Origin of the sequence: Psychroserpens jangbogonensis (assembly GCF_000797465.1) — a bacterium.
In the GTDB taxonomy this organism is placed as follows: Bacteria; Bacteroidota; Bacteroidia; order Flavobacteriales; family Flavobacteriaceae; genus Psychroserpens; species Psychroserpens jangbogonensis.
Map to the genome: position 1 here is coordinate 259,342 of NZ_JSWG01000012.1, position 25,688 is coordinate 285,029.

A 25,688-nucleotide genomic window follows, 5' to 3' on the forward strand; every position below is an offset into this window, starting at 1 on the left:
TAAATTAACATCAAGACAAAAAACGTCTTTCAGCTATTAATTTAAGTAGTTGCGATTTTGGCATAATACTGAAAAAAATAATACACTAAAAAAAACTATGAGAATTTTAAGACCTATCTGCTATTTAATCTTAAGTGCTTTAATTTTCAATTGTCAGAATGATGACGACAACACCAATGAGAATATTGACCCAATACTAACACCTAATATTGAAGTTTACAACGGCAATTTAATAGACAATAGTTACACATTGGCTGTAGAAAATGGAGGAACAAAATCTTATTTGTTAGATAAAGCAGGGAATAGAATTAAAGAATGGCAGTTTGATGATAATCTTGGTAATGACTTAGAGTTATTACCTGGAGGAAAGTTTCTAGGCATTTTCAAATCAGAGAACCCTTCTATTTCATTTGGTGGCTATGGAGGAATTGTTAAAATTATAAATCCGGATGGCAGCATCGATTGGGAATATGAATATTCTTCAGAAAATTACATCTCACATCACGACGTTGAACTTTTACCAAATGGCAATGTACTATTTATAGTCTGGGAAAAAATTGACACCATTGAAGCTCAGGCAAATGGCTTCGTTACTACTATTCCTATCTATCCAGAAACATTAATTGAAATCAACCCATTAAACAACGAAGTCGTTTGGCAATGGAGAAGTTTTGATCACCTTATTCAAGATATAGACAATACCCTTTTAAATTTTGGAAGTGTTAGTGATAATCCTCAATTAATAGATTGCAATTATGTTATTGTTAATAATGGAGATATTATGCATGCAAATGGAATTGATTATGACCAAGAAAAAGATGTTATTTATCTGAGTGTAAATTTTTATAATGAAATTTGGGTAATTGATCATAGTACAACTACTGAACAAGCTTCCACTAACATTGGAGGAAACTACAATAAAGGTGGCAATTTGCTTTATAGATTCGGCAACCCTTCAGCTTACAAAAACACTGAAGGCACAAGACTCTTTTACAGCAACCATTTTCCAAATCTTTTAGAGGATAATGAACCTGGAGAGGGTAATATTTTAGTTTATAACAATGGCACTAATAATTTACAGTCTATTGTTTATGAATTAGATCTCCCAAATAATTTTAATCTCATTCCAAATACAAACAATGAACCGAATATTGTCTGGAGTTTTACAGATCCCGATTTATTTCATGGAAGAGTATCTGGCGCTGTACGTCTCAAAAACGGCAACACCTTGATTGCAGAAGGTGATTATGGATTTTGGGAAGTAACGACTGACGGAACTGTAGCTTGGAAATTTAACGGACTTGGAGTGAATTTTTGGAGGTGTTATAATTATGACCTAGATGATCAAGAAATTCTTGATTTAAATCTTGAAGAATAACCTAAAACGATTACAGAATAAAAAACCCGATTCACATTTAATTGAATCGGGTTTTTTATTCTGTAATCATATTAGACTACTGCAAATCAAATCTTAATCCTAAAGAAATATTATGCTGATCTACAACTTGATCTTTAAATAATGGATTTAAATCATACTTAGCATAAAGTGAAACCTGACCAACACCAACGTAAGCACTTAATCCATAAACAAAATTAGAAGCATTAAAATTACGTCTAGACTTATCCTTTACAGAATCTCCATCTTCTTTATATCTTAATTTAGTTTGTGTAGCAATTCTCACACCTGCATAACCACCAAGACCAACTTTAAACTTATTATAGTTAGAGTAGCGTATTCTATTTCCATAATCCTTGAATTTAGAAGGACCAAACTCAAAATGAACAGGCAATACTAAATTAGTCACTCTAATTTGTGATTTTCTTAGGCTTACTGGAAATTCTTCAAGTGTAGTTTTATCTCCATCTTGAACAAAATACATCTCATCTTTCACATTTAGTTTGTTCCATTGAAATGAGAAACCATAGTTAATTCTCGCGAAATTAGAATTCTTAGACAAACGTGTTTCCCAAATCCAACCAAGCTCTACAAATCCAGAACCAGCTAACTCATAAGGCGTATTACTCAAATCTTGTCCATCACCTATGGCATTATTAAATCCTATGGCAAACAATAATTTGTTTGTCGTACGAATATCATACTTTGGTGGTTTCCTTTTTCCATTTGCAAAGTCTATTAAAAACCCTTTAGAACCTATATTAATGGACATAGAATTATCCTCATCATCTGCGATATGTTCTGTCCCAGGGTTTCGTTTTAGAAGGTTAATTTTTGCGTCAATAATTGCGATGCGATCTTCAATATTTGCTGCATGTTTCATGGCAGCTTCCTTTTTAAGGTTTTCGGCTTGAGTGCTCGTAATTTCACCTCTATCTAAACGTTGATTAATCGTTTCGACTTCTTGCTTTAAAAAATCACGCTCCTCCTCGGCAATTGTTTTTTTTGTTTCTTCTAGTCTATCGATTTTTAAACCGTTTTCGTGATAAGAAATGGTGTCATTTACAATAGGATCTTTTTGTTGCTCTTGAGCTGTAATTGTGCTTGCAATTAGACATAGGACTAGCAGCACTACATGTTTAGTAATAGTGTTCATAATGTTAATAATTTAATTGATGATGGGTTAAACTTTTCGTTTTTTGTTTGATGAAATTTTAGTTACGACGTTCGACAACTGCAGTTTTTACCGAATTATAACTTGATTTTAAAGCTTCAAATACCTTAGTTCTAAATGTTTGTTCCAATTCTACTTCAACGTCTTGAAGTAAAGCATCGGCATTTACCGTTCTGGTAGTTTCATTATATATTCGTTGCTTTAAAATTTCTCTTTGAGCCTGTTTTAAAAGTGAATCTATTTCCTTATCAGACACTGAATTCTCACTCGCTTGAAGTTGTTTTATTTCGGCCACAACTTCTATGATTTTTAATTCTTCCGGACTCATTATCACTTTTACAGGAATGTTGTCATTTATTTCGTCTTTAGATTTCTCTAAAGAAGCAACAACATTTCTTGGTGTCTCTAATTGCAGTTTTGCTTTTTCTTTTTCAACTGACTCTTGAGTTTCTGTAGTTTGACTATTTGTTACTGAAGCTACTTCTGTAGAAGTTGTAATTTTAATATTTTCTTTCTCCACTTCCGAATTTGAAACAATTTCATCACGTGTAATAGGTTCTGTAATTAATTTCGACTCATTTTGAGTACTTGTTTTTGTTTCAACTACAATTGGTAAGTTTTCTACTGTAGACGTGTTTTTATAAAACTGAGTAGTTACAAGAATTACACCTAAAATACTAGCTGCAATACCAAGCCACCAGAATCTAGTGCTACTGTTCTTTTTTTCCTCTTTATCTAGTCTATTAGCCAAATCATTCCAAGCATCTGGTGATGGTTGCAAAGTTCGATTTTCGAGCTTTTCTTTTAGTTTGTCCTCAAATTTAATTGGTGCCATAACTCGTTTTGTTTAATTCTTTAATTTTTTTCTGAAGCATTTGTCGTGCTTTAAATAATTGTGACTTAGAAGTTCCTTCTGAAATATTAAGCATTTTGGCTATTTCAAAATGTTTATAGCCTTCAATAGCATACATGACAAATACCATTTTATAACCTTCAGGAAGCTCATCGATTAATTGCTGAATTTGTGCAACTTCAATCTCAGTATTAATATTATTAGAATGATCATGAGGTATAGATACGTCTTCAATTGAAAACTCAATTTTTTTCTCTTGTCTTAAAAAAGAAATAGATTCTCTAACCATTATTTTTCGCAACCATCCTTCAAAGCTTCCTTGATGCTTAAAATTTTTTAAGTTTGTAAACGCTTTAAAAAAACCGTTAAGCATTACAGACTCGGCATTTTGGATATCCTTTATATAATACCTGCAAACATTTAACATTTTTGGTGCATGCGCCTTATACAGGTCGTGTTGTGCTTCACGATTGTTTTTGGCTGCTTTTTTTAAAAGTGCAGTGTTATTATTATGTAATTGAATAACTTTCAAATGTGCTTATTTAAGTCTCCTATTTATATAGACGCAAGTATTGTGCAAATGGTTGCCTGACTAAGAAAAAAAATTATTTTTTTCTATCAATAACGTAATTCACCATGAGTCGTAAAGCAGATTTATATTCAGATTCTGGGTAAGTATTAAGTAATTGTAATGCTTCATTTTGAAAGGATTTCATTTTGCTCACGGCATATTCCAATCCGTTGTTTTGTTTTACAAAAGCAATAACTTCCTTTACTCTCTTTTTATTTTTATTATGATTCTTGATAGAATTAATCAACCACTTCTTTTCTTTTTTAGTGCAGTGATTCAATACGTGAATTAATGGCAAAGTCATTTTTTGCTCTTTGATATCAATTCCTGTAGGCTTACCAATAGCTTCTTCACCATAATCAAACAAATCATCTTTAATTTGAAAAGCCATTCCTATGAGTTCCCCAAACTTACGCATGGTATCAACATCTTGAGAGTTTGGTTTTACTGAAGCTGCTCCAAGGCTGCAACATGCTGCAATTAAAGTTGCTGTCTTTTGTCGGATAATTTCATAATAGATATCTTCAGTAATATCGAGTTGTCTTGCCTTTTCTATTTGAAGTAATTCACCTTCGCTCATTTCTCTAACGGCAACCGAAATAATTTTCAGTAAATCAAAATCGTTATTATCAATAGAAAGCAACAACCCTTTGGATAATAAATAATCACCAATTAGGACGGCAATTTTATTTTTCCAAAGTGCATTTATTGAGAAAAAACCACGTCTTCTATTACTATCATCTACAACATCATCGTGAACTAAAGTAGCTGTATGAATCAACTCAATTACAGAGGCTCCTCTATAAGTTCGTTCACTAACTTGACCATTATCGACCATTTTCGCCACTAAAAAGACGAACATTGGACGCATTTGTTTCCCTTTTCGGTTCACAATATAATGCGTGATTCGATTTAATAATGCAACCTTACTAGCCATAGAAAGCAAGAACTTTTGTTCAAAAAGCTCCATTTCATAGGCAATTGGTTGTTTTATTTGTTCAGTTATTTTCAAGTGAAGTTAACTTTTAACAAACCTAGTAAAAAAAAGAATAGTCACTTGATTTAGAATGCAAAAAATGTATATATTTAAGTTAAAATTTTCTTATGAAAAAAATAGTATTGTTTATACTTATCCTTTGCTTTTTTGGCTGCAGTGATGATGATGATTCAGGATCAATAATTCAACCCAATCTAACAGAAAACGTTGAAGTATATGAAGAAGATTTATTAGAAAACAGTTTAGTTTTGGCTGTTGAAAATGGTGGTAATACTTCATATTTATTAAATAAACAAGGGCATCGTGTTTATCAGTGGGATTTCGACACCAACTTAGGGAATGACTTAGAAATATTACCTGATGGAAAATTAATTGGCATGTTTAAAGTGTTTGGTCCAGAAATAAGTTTTGGTGGTGCTGGAGGAACCGTAAAAATATTAAACCTTAATTCTGGAGTAGACTGGCAATATACATATGCAACAAATAATCATATTGCGCATCACGATGTAGAATTATTACCAAATGGTAACGTATTATTTATTGCCTGGGAACGTGTTGAAGGTTTAATTGCTCAAATAAACGGTGTTAATGTTACTGATGATATTTTTCCTGAAACTTTAGTCGAAGTGAATCCAACAACAAATCAAATTGTTTGGAAATGGAATAGTTTCGATCATATCATTCAAGATTTTGAATCTAGTGATTTAAATTTCGGAATAATAAGTGAAAACCCGCAGTTAATAGACATTAATTATAATAGTAGTGCAAATGGTGGAGACATTATGCATGCCAATGGTATAGATTATGATGACACAAATGATGTTATTTATTTAAGTGTAAATAATTATAGTGAAATTTGGGTAATAGATCATAGCACCACAACTACTGAGGCAAGTTCAAATTCTGGAGGCAATTATAACAAGGGAGGTGATTTAGTGTATCGATTTGGTAATCCGGAAACTTATAACAACATTGGAAATCGATTATTTTACAACAACCATTTTCCGAATTTGATTGAAAAAGATGTACCTGGCAAAGACAACATGCTTGTTTTTGTCAATAAAGACAATGACGAAGAACAATCTGCAGTTTATGAATTAGACTTGCCAGATACTTTCAATTTACTTCCTAATACTAATAATGAGCCAAACGTTGTATGGGAATTCACAGATCCAACCATGTATTCTAGAATTATTTCAGGAGCTGTGAGGCTTAAAAACGGGAATACTTTAATTTGTGAAGGTGCCTATGGTTTCTGGGAAATAACTCAGGATGGATTAGTTGCATGGAAGTATAATAGTCAAAATACAAATATGTGGCGTGCTTACAATTATTACTTAGATGATAATGCTTTGTCCGACTTCGATTTACAATAAATCGGTAAAAGGCTAAAAATTACTATATTTGTTTTATAATCAATTTAAAATTCGAAAATTATGAAAAAAATTACTTTATTACTTTTGTTTTGTTTAACAGCTGTGTCTTGGTCTTATAGCCAATGTACTAACCCAGTGTATCAGTTCCCAACAACAACGGTTACTATTGCTGCTGTACCTGGTCTGCAACAAATTGCTGCAAATAACTGGGCTCAAAGTGAGTTTTCAGTTGTTGATGGACTAGTTCCTGGTGAGTCTTACACTGTTACAACTGACATATCAACGTTTATTACTGTAACTACAGATGGTACAACCGTTGTAGTTTTTGGACAGGATTCTGTGTCTTTTGTTGCCTCTACTGCTGAGATTACAATTTATTGGACTTTAAATGCTGCATGTGCAGATGGTCCAGATACTGATATCCTTACTCAAATTGAGTGTACAACTTGTACTTGTAGTGCAACAGCTGCTCCAGATGCAGTAACAAATCCTACACCAGCTGATTTATCTGATGTTGTATTAACTCTAGCCGGAGGAACTACATTCGCATGGGAAAACTTGACAGGTGAGCCTGCAGATAGCTATACTATTTTCATTGGTACAACAACATCAGGCGATGACATTGGAAATTTACCAGGTTTTGCAAGTGGTGGTGGTGTTAACTTTGGTGGCGTTGCTAACACAACTTATTATTGGAAAATTGATGCGATAAATTGTTTTGGAACTACAACAAGTCCTGTATGGAGTTTTAACACAATAGACTGTCCTGAAGTTGCTGCACCAGCATGTACAACACTTCTAGCTCCAACAGATACCCAAACTGGTGTCGCTACAGCTGAAGCTGCTGATATGAGTAGAGAAGTTAATTTATCATGGGATCCAATTACAGGTGCTGATGCTTATCAAATAACATTTGATGGAAATATATTAGGGGCAACTCCAAATACAGATATCGATCTTTTTGGTTTAGCATATGATACAACTTACACTTGGTCTATTGAACCAACAAATTGTTTTGGTGCTGCTACTCTTTGTACGTCATTCACTTTTACTACAGAAGAAGATCCTGCGTTAAGTGTTGCTCAATTTGAAAGCCAATCACTTTCTGTGTACCCTAACCCAGTTAAGGACCAACTTACAATTAAAACAGAATTATCAATTGAGTCTGTTGAGATTTTCAACATCCTTGGAAAACAAGTTAAAAGTATTTCAGGTGATTCTATCTTAAACAATAGAGTTGATATGACATCTTTACTTGATGGTATGTATTTCTTAAATATTACTGCTGAAGGTAAAAAACAAACGATAAAAGTTATTAAACAATAATTTTTATTTCATTCAATAAAAAAGAGCTACAATATGTAGCTCTTTTTTTTATGATTTATTTGCCAACTGTCCGCAAGCAGCATCAATATCTTTTCCTCTTGATCGCCTTACGGTAACTGTAATATTGTTAGCTTCCAAAACAGACACATACATATCTAAAGCTTTAGAATTAGCTTGCTGAAACTCTCCATCATCAATTGGATTGTATTCAATAATATTTACTTTACTTGGTGCAAACTTGCAGAATTCGACTAAAGCATCTACGTCTTTTTTTTTGTCATTAATTCCATCCCACACAACATACTCATAAGTAATTCTATTTTTAGTTTTGGCATACCAATATACCAATGCTTCTCTAAGATCTTTAAGAGGAAACGTTTCATTAAACGGCATAATTGATGTGCGAATTTCATCAATTGCAGAATGCAGAGATACAGCTAACTTAAACTTTACCTCATCGTCTGCCATTTTCTTTATCATCTTTGGAACACCTGAAGTAGATACTACAATTCGTTTTGGTGACATCCCTAAGCCATCAGAAGATGTTATCTTATCAATTGCCTTGAGTACGTTATTATAATTCATAAGAGGCTCTCCCATTCCCATAAATACGATATTACTTAAAGGTCTATTATGATATAATCTGCTTTCTCTATCAATAGCAACCACTTGGTCATATATTTCGTCTGGATTAAGATTACGCATACGTTTAAGTCTTGATGTTGCACAAAATCTACAATCTAAACTACATCCAACTTGACTTGACACACATGCAGTTGTACGATTTTTAGCAGGAATCAAGACCGATTCTACTATTAAACCATCATGTAACCGAACAGCATTTTTTATGGTTCCATCAGAGCTTCGTTGCATCTGATCTACTTTAATATGGTTAATAGTAAAGCTAGTCTCCATCATTTCTCTGGTTTCTAAAGAGATGTTAGTCATATCCTCAAAACTATGAGCACCTTTACTCCATAACCATTCATAAACCTGATTACCTCTAAATGCTTTATCACCTTGACTTACAAAAAAGTCACGCAATTGCTCTTTAGTTAATGCTCGTATGTCTTTCTTTTTTATTTCCATCTGTTTTGCAAAAGTAAGCAAAGGTTTTTTGATTAGCTTTTTAATAGATGAACTCCTATTTAGCAAAAACAAAGCCTTATCTTTTTAGACAAGGCTTTGTTTGATATTGTAAATAAAAATGCTCTATTTATATAATTAACATCGCGTCACCATAAGTGTAAAAACGATATTTTTCTTTTACTGCTTCTTCATAAGCTTCCTTAGCAAAGTCATGCCCAGCAAATGCAGAAACCATCATCAATAATGTAGATTTTGGTGTATGAAAATTAGTAATCATACTATTTGCAATACTAAACTCATATGGAGGAAAAATAAACTTGTTCGTCCATCCAGAGTATTCATTTAATGAACCACTCGAAGACACTGAACTCTCAACAGTTCGCATTGCAGTAGTACCTACAGCACAAACACGTCTTTTTTCAGATATTCCTCTATTAATAACTTCTGCAGCACCTGGTAAGATTTCTATTTCTTCACTATCCATTTTATGTTTAGATAAATCTTCAACTTCAACTGGATTAAAAGTTCCTAAACCAACATGAAGGGTTACTTCTGGTAAATGAACACCTTTAATTTCTAAACGCTTCAACAAATGTTTTGAAAAATGCAAACCTGCAGTTGGAGCAGCAACAGCACCTTCCTTTTTAGCAAAAATAGTCTGGTAGCGCTCTTCATCTTCTGGCTCTACATCTCTTTTAATGTATTTAGGTAATGGTGTTTCTCCAAGTTCAGTTAATTTTCTTCTAAACTCTCTATAAGATCCATCATAAAGGAAACGTAATGTTCTTCCTCTTGATGTTGTATTATCTATAACTTCAGCAACTAAAGTATCATCATCTCCAAAATACAGCTTATTACCAATTCTAATCTTTCTTGCTGGATCAACTAAAACATCCCAAAGACGTTGTTCTTCATTAAGCTCTCTAAGTAAAAACACTTCAATTCTTGCTCCTGTTTTCTCTTTATTACCATATAAACGTGCAGGAAACACTTTTGTATTGTTTAATATCATCACATCATCTTCTTGAAAATAGTCGATAATATCTTTGAAAAGCTTGTGCTCAATGGTTTTATTTTTTCTATCTAAAACCATTAACCTCGCTTCATCTCTAATGTCTGAAGGGTGTTCGGCTAATAATTCTTCTGGTAATGTAAAATTGAAGTGAGATAATTTCATATGTTGTTTGTTTTTTGCAAGTCGCAAATATACAATCTCAAAGTAGGCCTTGTCAAGTAAATGGACAGATATTATTCAGAAATTTTAAATCCGATGGTTTTAAGGTCTTCCCAAAATGTTGGAAATGACTTTGAAACTACATTAGCATCATTAATTTTTATTGAAGATTTTAACGCTAAAGGCGCAAATGCCATTGCCATTCTATGGTCATTATAAGTGTCAATTGAAACGTTTTCATTCAAGGTTTTATTTGACATTAAATGAAGTGAATCTTTAGTGATATCAACTTGTCCTCCTAACTTTTCTATTTCAGTTTTTAAGGCCTCTAAACGATCTGTTTCTTTAATCTTTAAAGTATGTAATCCTGAAAGTTGACATTCAATCCCTAATCCGAGACAAGTGACAGCTATGGTTTGCGCTATATCTGGTGAATTATTAAGGTTATAAATTTTAGGATTGAAGTTTTCAGTCGTTTTTTTCAATACAATTGCATGATCCTTAAAATTTGTTTCAATTCCGAAATCTTTATAAATACTAACTAAAGCGGAATCCCCTTGCAGACTATCCTGCTTATAAGAAGCTAATGTAATCTGAGTTCCAATAGGACTCAAAGCAACAATACTATAAAAATACGACGCAGACGACCAATCTGATTCTACAACAAGTGTTTGGGATTCACTTTTTGATGTTTTAGGAAACACGGTAATTACATTATCTGTGAAGTCAGTTTTAACGTCGATTTGGTTAAGTAAATCTAAGGTCATATTAATATACGGAACAGACGTTATTTCTCCCTCGAGAGTTACTTCTAATCCATTTTTAAGCTTTGGAGCAATAAGCAATAATGCTGAAATGTATTGGCTACTTACATTTGCCTTTAGAGTGACCTTTTCATTGACTAATTTTTGACCTTTAATTTGAATAGGCGGACAATTTTTACTTTCTAAATACGATATATCTGCTCCAAGGTAATTTAATGCATCAACTAAAACTTTTATTGGTCGCTCTTTCATACGAGTAGAACCTGTCAAAACTATATTTCTATTTTCCTGAGTAGCAAAATAAGCAGTAAGGAAACGCATTGCAGTTCCTGCGTGATGAATATCTATACAATCTTCTGAAGTCTGCAGAGCATATTGCATCACCTTTGTGTCATCACTATTGGAAAGATTCTCAATCTTGATTTCAGGAAATAGTGCTTGAAGCAATAACAATCTGTTAGATTCACTTTTAGAACCTGTAATCGTGATGCTTGAAGCGGATGCTATAGAAGACTGATGAAGTTTGATGTTCATTGTATTGTTATGAAACAATTTGACTATGCTAGATGTGACCTTTTAAGAATTATTATTTTAACTTCTCGTTATTGTGATGTCTATCGTGATCCCGCTTTGTTTTTTTTTCTAATTTCTTATCAAAAGCAGCCTGAAGATCAATACCTGTTTGATTTGCAAGGCATAATACTACAAACATAACATCTGCCAACTCTTCACCCAAATCTTTATCTTTATCACTCTCTTTCTCACTCTGTTCACCATATCTACGAGCAATAATTCGGGCTACTTCTCCAACTTCTTCCGTAAGTTGAGCCATATTGGTCAATTCGTTAAAATACCGAACTCCATGTTCGTTAATCCAGTTATCAACTTCTATTTGAGCGTCTTTGATATCCATTTTTATATCTTTTTAAGAACAACTTGTTCTGTCTGTTTTTCAATCATTAATTGATAAAACTCTTTAAATTGCTCGTATTCTGTTGGTAAAATTAAGGTTTTGTTCAAGTCTAAAGAAACAATAAACTGAATAAAATTACCATTCAATTTTGCTAAGTAGGTAAACTCTCCATCTTTTCCATTAAATTGATACTTAACACTCTCAGGTAAAGATTCTACTGCATAGCCTTCAGGAATCATCATATTAACCATATACTTATCTGCTACTGGATATACGAAATCTATTGGATACACACGTGTATCTTCCTTAAAAGGGTTCTCCTCATCTGCCAAAAATAATAAAGGGGTCACATATAAATTACCTCCAATATCTTCCATCGCATTATTAAGAACATAGCTATAAGATTCATTAATTGGTTTATTGACATCATTCATGTTGTCTAGTTTCAACTCTGAAATCTCTATTTCCCCTTTATCCTTTTCCAAACTTTCAATAAGCTCATCATCATTAAAATTTTCAAACTTGTTTCTAATATTTTTTGCTTGATAGTTCGTATACTGATGTCTTACCTTTCCACTAGCTGTTAAATCTGAGCTAAGCTTAACATTAAAGGTTATCGATTCTTTTGAAGATGTTTTTGGAATTAAATCAATCATGGCTGAACTTCCATCTTCCTTGATTAAACGACCTAACCAATTGAGAGTATTTGTCGGCAAAATATTAGCTGTAGTAAACTTGCGAGTTGCATCTAAAAGTATAATAGTACCATCTACATTTATAGCAGAAATCACATAATTGTAACCTGTTCGAGTTGGAATTAATGGAATTCCATTGCTTTTCGTACTTATTAACACGGGATTAGCATCTAACCCAGCATAACGCAACATTGATGTCAACATTAAATTAATATCACCACTGTTTCCTGACCCTTGTTTGTACGCCTTAGCAACTCCTTCATCTGCTGAGTAACCGTAATACTCATTCCATTTTACCTTAGATTTTACGTGATTAAAAATCAAACTTGCCCTTTGTTGAATATCATTTTCTGGAACTCCAGATAACAATGCATCAAGATCATCTTTATAGTAGTTCTTTTTCTTTAATTGATCTCCAAAATCTGAATCATCATAAATTGTTTTAGTTACTTTTTCCCATGTAGTCGATAAATATTTTATTGGTTCGCTAGGATAAGCAATTTGTTCTAACTCCATGATTAGTTTTGCTTGATAGTTACTCAAATTATCGACATAATCCTCATCTTTTAATGGAGGAATATTGTCAATATTAGCCATAATTACATCTGCTTGATAATCTGTAGTTCTTGAATTATTTGAAGTTGAAACACCACCACCACCTTGAGCAACACCACCAATTGATCTTGTTTTTGAAGTTATTGTAATTTGACCTCTTTCTTTTGTCTCTTCCAGGGTTGGAATAAAACTTGCTCTAGGGTTTAAAACCTTAGAATACTTAAAGTATTCTGGAGTCGCTATTTTAAACTCCATTCGGTTAATTGGTATCAATTGTTGGAATGTAATATCATCAATTCCTAATAATTGGGACTGAACAGTATACACAAATTCAATAACGCAGCCCTCTTTAATGTTTGGCATTGTAAATTTAGTAGTCGAACGGAATTTATTGGTTTCTTCTTCAAAAATGCCATCATTCTTTAGCTTGTCTTTTACTATTTTGCCTCCTTCAATATTGTATGTATAGGCCTTTAAACCCATTACCTCTTCCCTAGAAGTACTTCTCACTCCTACATATAAACTAATTGCCTTAGTAGCATAGTCAAATCCTTCTTTTGTGTAAATTTTTATTCTTTGATGAATCTCGTTATTTTGGATAAATCCTTTTCCTTGTTGATAATCAAATGCAATTTTTTGTTTGCTATATAATATTGCTGCATTAGCTTCTGGATAATCTGGATGAGATTTTTCTAAAAGCTCTGCTTCGCTAACTTTACCAAATTTATAGTTCTGAGCAGTAACTGTTTGAGCTATAATTAGAATAGCAATGATTACTAATTTTTTCATTATTTAGGATTTAGGTTTTAATACTATTTTAGATTTATCATTTTTAACAACTTCGAGCCAAAACTCTCTGAAGGCATCATATTCTTCTTTTTCATAAGTTCCTTTATTCATTATCAATTCTCGTTGATATAAAAGCGTGTCTTCTGAAGTTTGTGTAACTGAAGCCTGATATGTTCCAAACTTGTTTTCTATAGAAACAGGATTCATTAAAGCCTCGACCTGCAGAGTACTTGGAATCTTAATCTCGTAGCTATCTGTATCTACAAACCCTCTATCAATTTCGAATGGAAGCGTACGTTCAGCATAACGCTTTGGTGCAGAATCCAATCGGTTAAAAAGATTGGGCTGTAATAAAAGTCTGTTACCCGCTTTTGCTGCATAACGTTCAGCTGTAACTTTTACTGATTCTGTAAACACAATACTATCTTTGTCATTATTGTAATTCATTTCAGAAACATCTAAACCATTGATATGACTCCAATAGTCTTTATACAACAATACTTGATCTTTTAAGGATTGACTTTCTTTCCCTTCGTGATGACTATACTGTGTACCATATGATTTTGATACAACTTCTGCTTCTATATTTCCAGCAGCATCAAAATTAATTTTAGCATTTGTATCTAGCAAATTATCTCCTGTTTTATAGACCTTAGTATGTACAATTTTACCACCTTCAGGAGTAATAATAAGGGCATCTCTATCATCGGTAAAATTAGCATTATAAGCAAATGGAGACGTTTGACTTGTACATTCTAGCCAAACATAATCAGATTCAATTGGCAGGCATAAAATAGCATGATTACCTTGTGCAGATGAAAAAGAATCATCTATATTTCTAATATCTCTTCCTCCATATATTAGCGTGTAATAACTTTCAACACCCAACTCATCAAGCATGGCCTTTGTATAATTAGTTAAGCCTTTACAGTCACCATAACCCAGTCTATCCACATCACTTGCTAACATAGGTTTCCAACCACCAATACCAACTTGAACACTTATATATCGTGTTTTATTTTGCATGTATTTATATACTATTTTAGCTTTTTCTAAATCTGTATCAGCATTTGCAGTTAGGGCTTTTATTTCTTTAATAACAGCTTCAGGTAATTCTTGAGTATCTTGAATTAGTTTATCATTTACCCATTTCCCAAAGTCACTCCAATTATTATTGACACCTTCTACACCTTCCATATCAAATTGAGTTAATGACGCTTTTAAAACAGGTGCGAAATAATTAAATGGAGGACTGTAAGTTTCATATTTTAATGCCTTCAGATTCTCTGCGGAGTAATGTGTATCACTATGCTTTTTAATTTCGTAATCTTCAAAATTAAATGCTTTGGTTTTTAAATCAATTCCTGAAAGATTTGATATTTTGAAGCTTACGTTCTGGGAGCTAATATAATATCCATCTATAGGTCTCCAATATGGAATAAATGCAGTTGAACTGAATTCAACTTCAGTTTCAAAAACGACGGTGTATGGATAACTAATTGGTGTATAATCTAAGAATTTTACTCGACTATCTGAATATAAGGTTCCTCCATCTACGGCAGATTGATCTTTGAAATCATTTTTACGTATTTTCTTGATTTCTTTACCGTGTTCATTATAAATTCTTGCTTCCAACTTTTTAACATTGGTATTATCATTGTAACTCACGTAAGCACGATGTTTAGAATCGCCAGAAGAATTCAAAACGGTAACAATGCGCTTGTTTTTGTAAATCATTTTGTCGAATGCAACAATTTCTATTCGCTTGTCTTCCATTCTAATAACGGCATTGGCATTTTCGCGAAGTTCTGAAGGAATTAAAAGCGACTGTAACAAGAGTTCCTCTTGTGCCATTGAGGGTAATGACAACAAAATAAAGCTAATTAAAAGTAGTGTTTTTTTTAGCATTCTAATGGTATGTTAGTTCACATATCAAAGGTAAAAATACATTAAATAAGAACAAAATTTTACGACTATTTTCTATACTTATTTCTCAAAAAAACTAAAAATAAAACTAAAAAACAGGGTATAACAATATACTTAAACTCACTTATCAAGACCTGTTTACCCCATTCTGAAAAGAACTTTTCAATACCAATTGGAGAAACCTTAATTCCTCTAAAATGGAAAAAATAGCGATCATCGCTAAACGGAATTAAAAAACCTACGCCTTTTCCACCTGAAGTCATGGCATCTAAAATTCCGTGAGATACTGTTGCCAAAAACAGCACACTAAAAAAGACTAATCGTTTTGTTTTAGAAAAGATAAAAGTTAACAGGGTCGACCAAAGTAATGCAAATACTATTGAATGTGTAAAACCACGATGACCAAACATATGTTCATATGGAATTCCAAAACTAAAAGCCAAAACATCTGCATCAGGAATTATAGAAGAAACAATGGCTAAAATCATTAAGATTTTTAAATCTTGTTTATCAATAACTTTTGAAATTGTAAAAGCTAAAATGCCATGTCCAAAAAGGGATGCCATTATATTTTGTTTTTAGTATCAATAATAATAGTTACAGGTCCATCATTTAATAACTCAACTTTCATATCTGCTCCAAATTTTCCTGTCCCAACGGATTTACCTAAGTCAAATTCCAATTGTTCAATAAAAGATTCATAAAGAGGGATTGCTCTATCAGGTTTAGCAGCTTTAATATAACTAGGTCTGTTCCCTTTTTTAATACTGGCTTGTAGTGTGAATTGACTAACTACAATTGCGTCACCTTGAGTTTCAATAAGTGAACGATTCATCACATTATCATCATCAGAAAATATACGAAGATTCGTTATTTTGTTTGACAGCCATTTAATGTCTTCAGGAGTATCTTCATCTACTATACCCAATAGGATAAGCATTCCGTTTGTGATAGAAGCTACAATTTCTCCATCAATGGTTACACTGGCTTTTGATACACGTTGGATTACTGCTTTCATAACTTGAAGATCTTCATATTATTCTTCCCAAACATCAGTTCTATAATGCTCATCATCACCTTCTAAAATTTGAAGATAACTTCTGTATCTAGAATACGAAACCTCATCTTTATCTAAAGCTGCTTTTACAGCGCACTTGGGCTCTTCTTTATGTAAACAATTATTGAATTTACAATCTTGTTTGAGTTCAAAAAATTCTGGAAAATAATCGCCTATTTCCTCTCTGTCCATATCAACAATTCCGAACCCCTTAATACCTGGTGTATCAATAATTTTGGCTCCAAAACTCAAATCGAACATTTCTGCAAATGTTGTTGTATGCTGACCTTGACTATGCTGAGTTGAAATTGCTTTTGTCTTCAAATCTAAATCTGGTTCTATAGCATTTACTAATGTAGATTTCCCAACTCCAGAATGACCAGCAAACATACTTACCTTATTGGTCATAAGAGATTTTACCTTATCTATATTTTTTCCTGTAGTGGCTGAAATACCTATGCATTCGTATCCAATTTTTCTATACACATGAGCTAAATATCTAACCTCATCTAAAGTAGCTTCATCGTAGGTATCAACTTTATTAAATAGTAATACGGTTTTTATGGAATAGGCTTCAGCTGTTACTAAAAAACGATCTATAAAACTGGTAAAGGTTGGAGGATTATCAATAGTAATTAATAAAAACACCTGATCAATATTTGAAGCAATTACATGTGTTTGTTTAGATAAATTAACCGATTTACGAACGATGTAATTTTTACGATCATGAATACGATCAATAACACCTGTAATTGTGTCGTTATTGGTTTCCAATTCAAAATTTACAATATCTCCAACTGCAATAGGATTGGTACTTTTAATGCCTTTTAATCTGAATTTACCTTTTATTCTACATTGATAAACGGCACCAAGATTTGTCTTCAAGGTATACCAACTTCCAGTAGATTTATAAACGGTTCCTGTCATTTAAAATAATATTAAGCAAAGTAACAATTTTAATTTCTATTAACCTGCCGGAAGTCTCTTTGAATCAAAAAATTAAAATCAATAACAAGCATCCTATATTTGTCTTCTTAATCTTTTTGTAGATAAAACATATAGCATTATATTAGTGGTTTATTAATAAAAACTCTACAACATGAAAAAATTAGTGCTATTTATTGCTATTGGTTTCTTAACTTTTACTGATGTTTTTGCGCAAGTAGAATACAAAATCATCACCAGTGTAGAATCTATTGTTCCTAATGGATTAGGTAGATCTAGAATTGTATCTGCAGATGAAGAAAGAGATTACAAAGATTACACTTCAGTACGATCTGATGACAAAAAAGAAGATAAAAGAAACAAATCTGACAGAAGCGAGATTAGAGTGAAGAATTTTGAAGAAACAAAATTGTTAAACTTTTATAACATAGGCGGTATTCGTTTTCAAAATATTGCAGCGAATGACGCTGTTTTAACTTCTAAAGTTAATACAATGATTGAAGAAGGTTGGGAATTGGCTTTTGTTACTAGTGCTGTTGAAAGCGCTGGTAAAGGCGATAACAACGGGATTTTTATTACACGTTTTATTTTCAAACGAAACAAACAATAGTACATATATAATTTAAAAAAAAAATCATGAAAACTATCAAATTAATTGTTATTGGAATCTGTGTTTTATCATTTATGAATGTTAATTCACAAAATTTAACTCCTCAGCAAATAGAAAGAGAAAATAATAGAATTGATTTATTTAATACACAAGAATTTGCAAATCTTCACATCTGGTACAATAATAAGGTTTTGGAATTAAGATTAAGCGAAGAACAAGAAGTACAATATAGTTTTGTTATAACCAAATACACATACAGAATGTCGCGTTTAGACGATAAAGATTCTGATTATTCTTATGAAGAAATGGTAGAAGAAGTTCATTCTTTAGTTGCTAAAATTGATAAAGATACTAAACCCGTTCTTACTGATACACAGTATGAGGATCATCTAAAAATTACTAAAGAATTTAAACAAACTGTTTTAAATAAACTTGAATTAAATCATTCAAAAATTAAAAAAGGATAAACATAAATAAATTAAAAAAAGCCTCATTTTCATGAGGCTTTTTTTTTGTTTAATGATTAATAATCTTCTCTTGATGATTAATTGATTCTTGGTGAATGGCCTTAAACATGCGTAAGATAAACTCTTCACTAAGTCCTTTTTCATCACCTTCCATAACCATTTTTCCTAAAATCTCATTCCAACGTTTACTTTGTAATACAGCAACGTTCTTTTGTTTTTTAAGTTCACCTATTCCATCGGCTACTTTCATTCGCTTTCCTAATAACTCAATAAGCTGATTATCTACAACATCAATTTGAGCTCTTAAATTATTAAGTTCGTTATTATATTCTGCCTCAGGATCCGTTTCTTTTCTAATTCTTAAATCATTCATGATATGCACCAATCGATTTGGAGTCACTTGTTGTGCAGCATCACTCCATGCATTATCAGGATCGAAATGAGTTTCAATCATTAATCCGTCAAAATTTAGATCTAATGCCGTTTGAGACACATCAAAAATCATATCACGTTTACCAGTAATATGTGAAGGATCATTTATTAATGGCAAATCTGGAAATTTAGTTTGTAATTCAATAGCAATCTGCCATTCTGGATTGTTACGATATTTAGATTTTTCATAAGTTGAAAACCCTCTATGAATTACGCCTAAGTTTTTAATGTTAGCAGACGCTAAACGTTCAATAGCTCCTAACCATAATGCTAAATCTGGATTTACTGGATTTTTAACCAATACAATTTTATCTGTCCCTTTTAATGCATCTGCAATTTCTTGTACAATAAACGGACTTACAGTTGATCGTGCACCAATCCACAATAAATCGATATCATGTTCTAATGCAAGTTCTACATGGTTTCTATTGGCAACTTCTGTTGCTGTTTTTAAGCCAGTTTCTTCTTTTACTTTTTGTAGCCATTTTAAACCCAAAGCTCCAACGCCTTCGAAGTTTCCTGGACGTGTTCTAGGTTTCCAGATACCAGCTCTATAATAATTTACATCTGTATCTTTAAGCTCATGAGCTATTTTTAAAACTTGTTCTTCTGTCTCTGCACTGCATGGTCCTGCAATTACTAAAGGATGATTTAAACCTAAATCATCCAACCATGTTCTCATTTCTTTTTTATTCTCCATAATCTTTATTATGCAATACCGTTTAATATGTCTTTTATATGATTTGTACTTTGCATTTCTTTATATATCTCGTCGAAATCATTAGATTCCATTAACGCTTTGAACTGTTTTAAATTATTGATGTATTCATCAAGTGTTTCTATGACGTTCTCTCTATTTTGTTTAAAAATTGGTGTCCACATTGCTGGAGAACTTTTTGCCAATCGCACAGTACTTTCAAAACCACTGCCTGCCATATCGAAAATATCGCGTTCATTTTTTTCCTTTTCAATTACTGTTTTTCCTAACATAAAAGAACTTATATGCGACAAATGCGACACATAAGCGATGTGTTTATCATGTGCTTCAGGATTCATATACCTAATACGCATTCCTAAGTCTGAAAATAACTGCAAAGCTTTCTCTTGAAGTTTAAAAGTTGTCTTTTCAACTTCACAGATAATATTTGTTTTCTTCTGAAACAGTCCGTGAATAGCTGCTTTGGGTCCTGAAAACTCTGTACCAGCAATAGGATGCGTTGCTAAGAAATTACGTCGCATTTTATGATTTTCAATTGCTTTACAAACAGGATCCTTAGTCGAACCAACGTCAATGACAAGTGCTCTATCTGAAATAGCATCTAACACTTTTGGCAATTCTAATACGGCTTTATCCACAGGAATAGAAAGCACAACTAAATCGGCTTCTTTTAAATCACCATAGCTTGCTTTTTCATCAATAACATTGAGTTTTAAAGCATCATCTAAATGGGAATCGTTAGTATCTATTCCGAAGACTTTAGCATGTTTATTATTAGACTTTATATCTAATGCTATACTTCCTCCAATTAAACCAACTCCTATGATGTATATCTTATTCATTCTTTATTTCAATCTTTCTAAGGCTTCTTCCAAATCATCTTGAGATGCACAAAGCGATATTCTTATATATCCTTTTCCGTTAGTACCAAAAATTGTTCCTGGTGCAATAAATACTCCTTTTTCTTTTAGAATTAAATCAATGTATTCTTCAGCATCTAAATAATCTGGAAGTTTACACCACACAAATAATCCAGTAGCATTTGAATCGTACGTGCACTTAAGTGCTTCTGCAATTTTCCAAACGATTTGTCGTCGTTGCTCATAAACACTATTAAGGCTTAAGTACCACATATCTGAGCAATTCAATGCTTCGATGGCTCCTTTTTGAATGCCTAGAAACATCCCAGAATCCATATTGCTTTTTACACGTAATACTGCAGCAATATATTCGGTTTTACCCAATAACATTCCTACTCGCCAACCCGCCATATTGAAGGTCTTACTTAACGAATTTAACTCCAAACACACGTCTTTAGCATCTCGATATTTCAAAATACTTCTTGGGTAACGGTTTAAAACAAAACTGTAAGGATTATCGTTAACAATTAATATATTATTACGCTTAGCGAAGGTTATTAAATCTTCAAATAGTTTATTTGTTGCTTGAGCACCAGTTGGCATATGCGGATAATTTACCCACATTATTTTCACCTTTTCAAGACCTCTTTTTTCTAAAGCGATAAAATCTGGAAACCAATGATTCTCTTCGGTTAAATCGTAAAAAACTGGCTTTGCTCCAACCAATTTAGTTACAGATTGATATGTTGGATAACCAGGATTAGGAATCAATACCTCATCACCTTCATTTAAAAATGCTAAAGAAATGTGCAAAATCCCTTCTTTACTTCCAGCAAGAGGTAACACTTCTGTTAACGGACTTAAAGGCACATTAAAATGTCGTTTATAAAATCCTGCCATGGCTTCTCTCAATTCTAGAATACCTTGGTAACTTTGATATTTATGTGCACCATCTTCATTAAAAACTTCAACCATTGCGTTAAGAACACGTTCTGGTGGATTCAAATCAGGACTCCCAATTCCTAAATTAAGGATGGGTTTCCCTTGAGCCTTTAGTAAGTTTACTTCTCTAAGTTTTTTTGAAAAGTAATACTCTTCAACATTTTTTAATCGGTCAGCAATCTGTATCATAGTCTTGCATTTTTATATTCGCCCAAAACTTTAAAATCTTGTGCCATGATTTCCATAATGGACTTCGCTTTCTTATAATCATTATAGGTATCAAATGTTACATCAACGAAAAAAGCATATTTCCAAGGTGTTTCAATTTTTGGGAGTGATTGTATCTTTGTTAAATTTAACTTACAATCACTTAATACATTCAAAATAGTCGCTAAACTTCCTCTTTTATGGTCTAATTCAAATTTTATTGACGCTTTATTGATTTCTACCTCTGGTATTTCAGAGTTTTTAGTCTTTACAATAAAAAATCGTGTTTCATTATGCTTTATCGTTTGTATACTTTCTGCTAAAATTTCGAGTTCAAATAATTCTGCAGCCAATCGAGATGCAATTGCTGCAACGTGTTTTGATTGATTGGCTTGAATCCTTTGCGCAACTTCAGCAGTATCTTTATCTTCAATTAACTTGATATGTGGATATTGCTTAAAGAATGCTTTACACTGCAATAATGCCATTGGATGAGAATATACTTCTTTAATATCATCTATAGTTTGGTTTGGCAAGGCCATTAAATGATGTTGAATATCTAAATAATGCTCTCCAACAATATGTAAACCAAAATTATCGATTAGTGCATAATTAGGAATTATAGAACCTGCTATAGAATTTTCAATAGCCATGATAGCCGCATCATCTTTAGCATTCAGTATGCTATCAACCACACCATCAAATGTTAGGTATTCTGATACACTAATCGTTTCATCAAAAAATTGCTGTGACACAATGTGATGAAAAGACCCTTTAACTCCTTGTATGGCTACTGATTTAATCATAAAAAAAGTCTCGATTTTCATCGAGACTCATATTATATTTATTAGAATAAATTATACATATAACGTCTCTCTCTTTTAGCTAAAAAAGAAATAAAACCAGCTATAATATGTATTATTTATTGTGTTCATATCGTAATTAAGTTGCTAATGTAATTATTATTTTAAGAAATCAAAATTGTTATAACATATTTTTGAGTTTTACGTTTCAGTTTTAAAGAATTCATAATTTGAAGGTAGGCATTCGTTATAATTACTATTTTTGAATAAACTAATTGGTATATGTCTATTGAAGTTGAAAATATTTCTAAAGTTTATGGCGAACAAAAAGCGCTTAATAACATTTCGTTTTCAGTTAACAAAGGTGAAATTGTCGGTTTCTTAGGTCCAAATGGCGCTGGAAAATCAACGCTTATGAAAATACTTACTACATATATCAGTGCTACTGAAGGTAAAGCAAAAGTTAACAATTTTGATGTTTTAGAAAGTAAACAAAATGTTCAAAATAGTGTTGGATATCTTCCAGAACACAATCCTTTATATCTCGATATGTATGTAAGAGAGTATTTGATGTTTAATGCTAATGTTTATAATACGCCTAAGACACGTGTAAATGATGTTATTGAACTTACTGGATTAACACCTGAAGCTCATAAAAAAATCGGACAGCTTTCAAAGGGATATCGTCAACGAGTCGGATTAGCAAATGCCTTATTGCATGAACCAGAAGTTTTAATACTTGATGAACCAACAACTGGTCTTGATCCTAATCAATTAGTGGATATTAGACATTTAATTAAATCTGTAGGCAAAGACAAAACTGTGTTTTTATCTACTCACATCATGCAAGAAGTTGAAGCTATTTGTGATCGTGTTATTATTATAAATAAAGGAAAGATTGTTGCCGATAAAAAACTTAAAGAACTCCGTGACGATAAAGAGCAAACTGTTATTGTGGAATTTGATTATCGTGTAGAAGATGCTTTTTTACTAAAATTACCTAATGCTAAAACAGTAAAAAACATACATGACTTTGTTTATGAAATCACTTTTTCAACTAGTGAAGATATGCGTTCTCATGTTTTTGATTTTGCTCATGATAACGAACTGAAAATTCTTCAATTGAATCAAAAAAATGCAAGTCTGGAAAGTTTGTTTAGAGAACTAACTTCAGACTAATAATTATTCAAAAATTAATTTACCAGTGTAGAATTGTTCTACATCAATTGTTGGAGGAGTATTCACAACAATTACATCACCTGTACTTCTAATTTCGCCCGTTAACATTAGTTGTGGATTAATAATCAAATCGTTACTACTACGTTGAAAAATGTCGATGTTTTGCGCTATAAGATTTCTACCTTCAAAACGTGAATCACCTGAGTAATACCTAACAAACAAGTCATCTACCTCTCCACTTACAAAAATTGTAGATAAGTTATTTACTATGCAATCGAGCTTTATACAATCTACTTTTACATTAAAATCTCCATCACTATTTACATCACCTTCAGAATTAAAATCTTCAGAAACTAATTTTAAATTATCATAACTTAATATACCATCACTACTCACTGTTAACCCTGAACCATTTCTAATTTCGATTAGATTAGGAGCACTTACATATACTTTAGTAATGCCATAGTCTCTACTAAAATTGCAAGCGTTATTGTTAGTAATTAACAATGTATTGTTTTCAACTTTTACTTCAATATCATTCAGTAAATACTCTCCTGTTTCAACAACAACCTTTTGAGTAGCTTCTTGTTTCACAATAAGTTCGACTCTAGCAAAAGCTGTTATTTTAGTAAAGTCATTTACTATAAATTCTTCTTGAATAGTATCTCCAGAATTCTGAAAACAGTCTGGTGCGTCTTCACTATTACAAGAAAAAACGACAATCGCTAAAATTATATATAGTATCTTTTTCATAATCTAACACCTATTCCAAATTCTACACCTTCTGCTTTGGCTCCATGAGATTTTAGAGTGATCGCTCCAAAAAACTTATCTCCAAAATAGCGTTTCAAACCTACTCTATTATAAACACGTCCTTCAAAATCGTAAGGGTAATAAATATAGTAACCCAACTGAGTAATGATAGACATTTTATTAATAAACAACTCATGACCAACAAAAACACCAACACGCTTCCAATCTTCATCACCACTAACGTCTAACTCAGGAAAGGCAACAGAATAAAAATAAATAAGTTCTTCTAAAAATTTAGAAAAGAATACATCTGTACCAACTTGTATTGCACTTTTTCGATTCAATCGTTTATCTGCATATGCTGAAACAATATAAAATGGAAATTGACCAACACCAATAATATCACTTTCATTTACACCTGATCTAAACGCAAAATTATATTTGACCTTTTCTTTGAATTTTTTATCTTCTGTAGATGGTATATATTCAGGTTCATTTTCATAATCAAACAAATAATTTGTACCAACATTAAAAACGAATGTATTTGTAGACGTATTTGGCGCTTTAAAATTGGCATTTGAATAATGTATAACTGAAATACCTGCTTGCAATCCAAAACCTATAAATATGTTTTCTTTTTTATAATTCAACATCAAATAAGTTGTACTCAATAAATGCGAACCGTAAGCATTGTTTTTAAAGTTTGTTTCTTTATCGTAGGGGTTTGTATTGTAAGCCAGACCTTGGCCGATTCTTAGATTAATATTCCTTTTAAGAAAATAGAAGTTGTAATGCGCATACAAACTATAGTTTTCACCCAAATTATAGTTTTTCATGTCCTGGTAAACAAATGAAAATCCCCAATCTGGATAATTAAATCTGCTTTCCCAATCTTTAAAACCGTAGGTTTTTTTGTTATAACTTAAAATTAAACCTGTTGGATGATCTGTAATTAAATGTGCGATGTCTGGATTATGCTCTAAAATAGTCCCATAAAACAAGTTTGCATCTAAAGTAAATATATTGTCTTTTTTGTCCTGTGAAAACAAGATTCCACAACAAAGCGTAAGAAAGATAGTTAAGTAAAACTTCATGAATTTTATTCTGAAACAAAAGT

General features: G+C 32.1%; 25 protein-coding genes. 6 read left to right on the forward strand and 19 right to left on the reverse strand.

What is annotated here, in order from left to right; genetic code table 11:
• Nucleotides 1–97: 97 nt before the first annotated feature.
• Complete coding sequence (locus tag RH81_RS13275; RefSeq protein ID WP_033961299.1) at nt 98–1,378, forward strand: aryl-sulfate sulfotransferase; 1,281 nt, start codon at nt 98–100, stop codon at nt 1,376–1,378.
• Between the two features lie 76 nt (nt 1,379–1,454).
• Here the strand turns inward: RH81_RS13275 and RH81_RS13280 are convergent, their stop codons facing one another.
• The 4 genes from RH81_RS13280 to RH81_RS13295 form a co-directional block, all read right to left on the reverse strand.
• A complete protein-coding gene (locus RH81_RS13280; RefSeq protein WP_033961100.1) occupies nt 1,455–2,552 on the reverse strand; it encodes a hypothetical protein in 1,098 nt (365 codons plus the stop codon).
• A 58-nt stretch (nt 2,553–2,610) separates the two neighbouring features.
• On the reverse strand, nt 2,611–3,405 hold the full coding sequence (locus RH81_RS13285; protein WP_033961102.1) for a hypothetical protein: 795 nt from the start codon (nt 3,403–3,405) through the stop codon (nt 2,611–2,613).
• Nucleotides 3,392–3,955: an RNA polymerase sigma factor gene (locus RH81_RS13290; protein ID WP_033961105.1), complete on the reverse strand. Its 564-nt coding sequence runs from the start codon at nt 3,953–3,955 to the stop codon at nt 3,392–3,394. Before RH81_RS13290 ends, RH81_RS13285 begins: the two co-directional genes overlap by 14 nt.
• A gap of 73 nt (nt 3,956–4,028) precedes the next feature.
• Complete coding sequence (locus tag RH81_RS13295; protein ID WP_033961108.1) at nt 4,029–5,006, reverse strand: polyprenyl synthetase family protein; 978 nt, start codon at nt 5,004–5,006, stop codon at nt 4,029–4,031.
• Between the two features lie 92 nt (nt 5,007–5,098).
• On the opposite strand from RH81_RS13295, the gene RH81_RS13300 reads away from it, so the two are divergent.
• Both RH81_RS13300 and RH81_RS13305 read left to right on the forward strand, forming a co-directional pair.
• Nucleotides 5,099–6,367, forward strand: a complete 1,269-nt coding sequence (locus RH81_RS13300) for an aryl-sulfate sulfotransferase (RefSeq protein WP_033961110.1) — start codon at nt 5,099–5,101, stop codon at nt 6,365–6,367.
• A 60-nt stretch (nt 6,368–6,427) separates the two neighbouring features.
• Nucleotides 6,428–7,693, forward strand: coding sequence for a T9SS type A sorting domain-containing protein (locus tag RH81_RS13305; protein ID WP_033961112.1), 1,266 nt, complete (start codon nt 6,428–6,430; stop codon nt 7,691–7,693).
• Nucleotides 7,694–7,741: 48 nt separating this feature from the next.
• On the opposite strand, the gene rlmN is transcribed toward RH81_RS13305, so the two are convergent.
• The 9 genes from rlmN to rsgA all read right to left on the reverse strand — a co-directional run bounded on the left by rlmN (nt 7,742) and on the right by rsgA (nt 17,582).
• Nucleotides 7,742–8,782: a dual-specificity RNA methyltransferase RlmN gene (rlmN, locus tag RH81_RS13310; RefSeq protein ID WP_033961115.1), complete on the reverse strand. Its 1,041-nt coding sequence runs from the start codon at nt 8,780–8,782 to the stop codon at nt 7,742–7,744.
• A gap of 127 nt (nt 8,783–8,909) precedes the next feature.
• Nucleotides 8,910–9,959: a tRNA preQ1(34) S-adenosylmethionine ribosyltransferase-isomerase QueA gene (queA, locus tag RH81_RS13315; protein WP_033961117.1), complete on the reverse strand. Its 1,050-nt coding sequence runs from the start codon at nt 9,957–9,959 to the stop codon at nt 8,910–8,912.
• Between the two features lie 71 nt (nt 9,960–10,030).
• Nucleotides 10,031–11,254, reverse strand: coding sequence for a 3-phosphoshikimate 1-carboxyvinyltransferase (locus tag RH81_RS13320; protein ID WP_033961118.1), 1,224 nt, complete (start codon nt 11,252–11,254; stop codon nt 10,031–10,033).
• Between the two features lie 52 nt (nt 11,255–11,306).
• Nucleotides 11,307–11,633 carry a nucleotide pyrophosphohydrolase gene (locus RH81_RS13325; protein ID WP_033961119.1) on the reverse strand — a complete coding sequence of 109 codons (327 nt, stop codon included), beginning with the start codon at nt 11,631–11,633 and terminating at the stop codon, nt 11,307–11,309.
• 2 nt (nt 11,634–11,635) lie between these two features.
• Nucleotides 11,636–13,672 carry a DUF3857 domain-containing protein gene (locus tag RH81_RS13330; RefSeq protein ID WP_033961120.1) on the reverse strand — a complete coding sequence of 679 codons (2,037 nt, stop codon included), beginning with the start codon at nt 13,670–13,672 and terminating at the stop codon, nt 11,636–11,638.
• A 3-nt stretch (nt 13,673–13,675) separates the two neighbouring features.
• Nucleotides 13,676–15,580 carry a DUF3857 domain-containing protein gene (locus tag RH81_RS13335; RefSeq protein ID WP_033961121.1) on the reverse strand — a complete coding sequence of 635 codons (1,905 nt, stop codon included), beginning with the start codon at nt 15,578–15,580 and terminating at the stop codon, nt 13,676–13,678.
• Nucleotides 15,581–15,645: 65 nt separating this feature from the next.
• The gene (locus tag RH81_RS13340) at nt 15,646–16,164 is read right to left on the reverse strand and encodes a metal-dependent hydrolase (protein ID WP_033961124.1); all 519 of its coding nucleotides are present in this window, start codon (nt 16,162–16,164) and stop codon (nt 15,646–15,648) included.
• Nucleotides 16,164–16,616 carry a D-aminoacyl-tRNA deacylase gene (dtd, locus tag RH81_RS13345; RefSeq protein WP_033961126.1) on the reverse strand — a complete coding sequence of 151 codons (453 nt, stop codon included), beginning with the start codon at nt 16,614–16,616 and terminating at the stop codon, nt 16,164–16,166. Before dtd ends, RH81_RS13340 begins: the two co-directional genes overlap by 1 nt.
• 18 nt (nt 16,617–16,634) lie before the next feature.
• A complete protein-coding gene (gene rsgA, locus RH81_RS13350) occupies nt 16,635–17,582 on the reverse strand; it encodes a ribosome small subunit-dependent GTPase A (RefSeq protein WP_033961129.1) in 948 nt (315 codons plus the stop codon).
• A gap of 172 nt (nt 17,583–17,754) precedes the next feature.
• Between rsgA and RH81_RS13355 the strand changes: the two genes are divergently transcribed.
• Together RH81_RS13355 and RH81_RS13360 are read left to right on the forward strand one after the other, a co-directional pair.
• Entirely contained in the window at nt 17,755–18,210 is a 456-nt protein-coding gene (locus RH81_RS13355; protein WP_033961131.1) for a hypothetical protein, read from the forward strand.
• 26 nt (nt 18,211–18,236) lie between these two features.
• Complete coding sequence (locus RH81_RS13360; RefSeq protein ID WP_033961134.1) at nt 18,237–18,677, forward strand: hypothetical protein; 441 nt, start codon at nt 18,237–18,239, stop codon at nt 18,675–18,677.
• 49 nt (nt 18,678–18,726) lie between these two features.
• Here the strand turns inward: RH81_RS13360 and RH81_RS13365 are convergent, their stop codons facing one another.
• The 4 genes from RH81_RS13365 to RH81_RS13380 are packed head-to-tail and all read right to left on the reverse strand — an operon-like array spanning nt 18,727 to nt 22,642.
• Nucleotides 18,727–19,809 (reverse strand): bifunctional 3-deoxy-7-phosphoheptulonate synthase/chorismate mutase type II, encoded by a 1,083-nt coding sequence (locus tag RH81_RS13365; protein WP_033961136.1) that lies wholly within the window; start codon nt 19,807–19,809, stop codon nt 18,727–18,729.
• An 8-nt stretch (nt 19,810–19,817) separates the two neighbouring features.
• Nucleotides 19,818–20,669: a prephenate dehydrogenase gene (locus RH81_RS13370; protein WP_033961138.1), complete on the reverse strand. Its 852-nt coding sequence runs from the start codon at nt 20,667–20,669 to the stop codon at nt 19,818–19,820.
• A gap of 3 nt (nt 20,670–20,672) precedes the next feature.
• Complete coding sequence (locus RH81_RS13375; RefSeq protein WP_033961141.1) at nt 20,673–21,818, reverse strand: pyridoxal phosphate-dependent aminotransferase; 1,146 nt, start codon at nt 21,816–21,818, stop codon at nt 20,673–20,675.
• Nucleotides 21,815–22,642 (reverse strand): prephenate dehydratase, encoded by an 828-nt coding sequence (locus RH81_RS13380; RefSeq protein WP_033961301.1) that lies wholly within the window; start codon nt 22,640–22,642, stop codon nt 21,815–21,817. Before RH81_RS13380 ends, RH81_RS13375 begins: the two co-directional genes overlap by 4 nt.
• A 279-nt stretch (nt 22,643–22,921) precedes the next feature.
• Between RH81_RS13380 and gldA the strand changes: the two genes are divergently transcribed.
• Complete coding sequence (gldA, locus tag RH81_RS13385) at nt 22,922–23,818, forward strand: gliding motility-associated ABC transporter ATP-binding subunit GldA (protein ID WP_033961142.1); 897 nt, start codon at nt 22,922–22,924, stop codon at nt 23,816–23,818.
• A 3-nt stretch (nt 23,819–23,821) separates the two neighbouring features.
• Here gldA and RH81_RS13390 read toward each other — a convergent pair whose 3' ends face one another.
• Entirely contained in the window at nt 23,822–24,571 is a 750-nt protein-coding gene (locus tag RH81_RS13390) for a head GIN domain-containing protein (protein ID WP_033961143.1), read from the reverse strand.
• Complete coding sequence (locus RH81_RS13395) at nt 24,568–25,665, reverse strand: acyloxyacyl hydrolase (RefSeq protein ID WP_033961145.1); 1,098 nt, start codon at nt 25,663–25,665, stop codon at nt 24,568–24,570. Before RH81_RS13395 ends, RH81_RS13390 begins: the two co-directional genes overlap by 4 nt.
• Nucleotides 25,666–25,688: the final 23 nt, after the last annotated feature.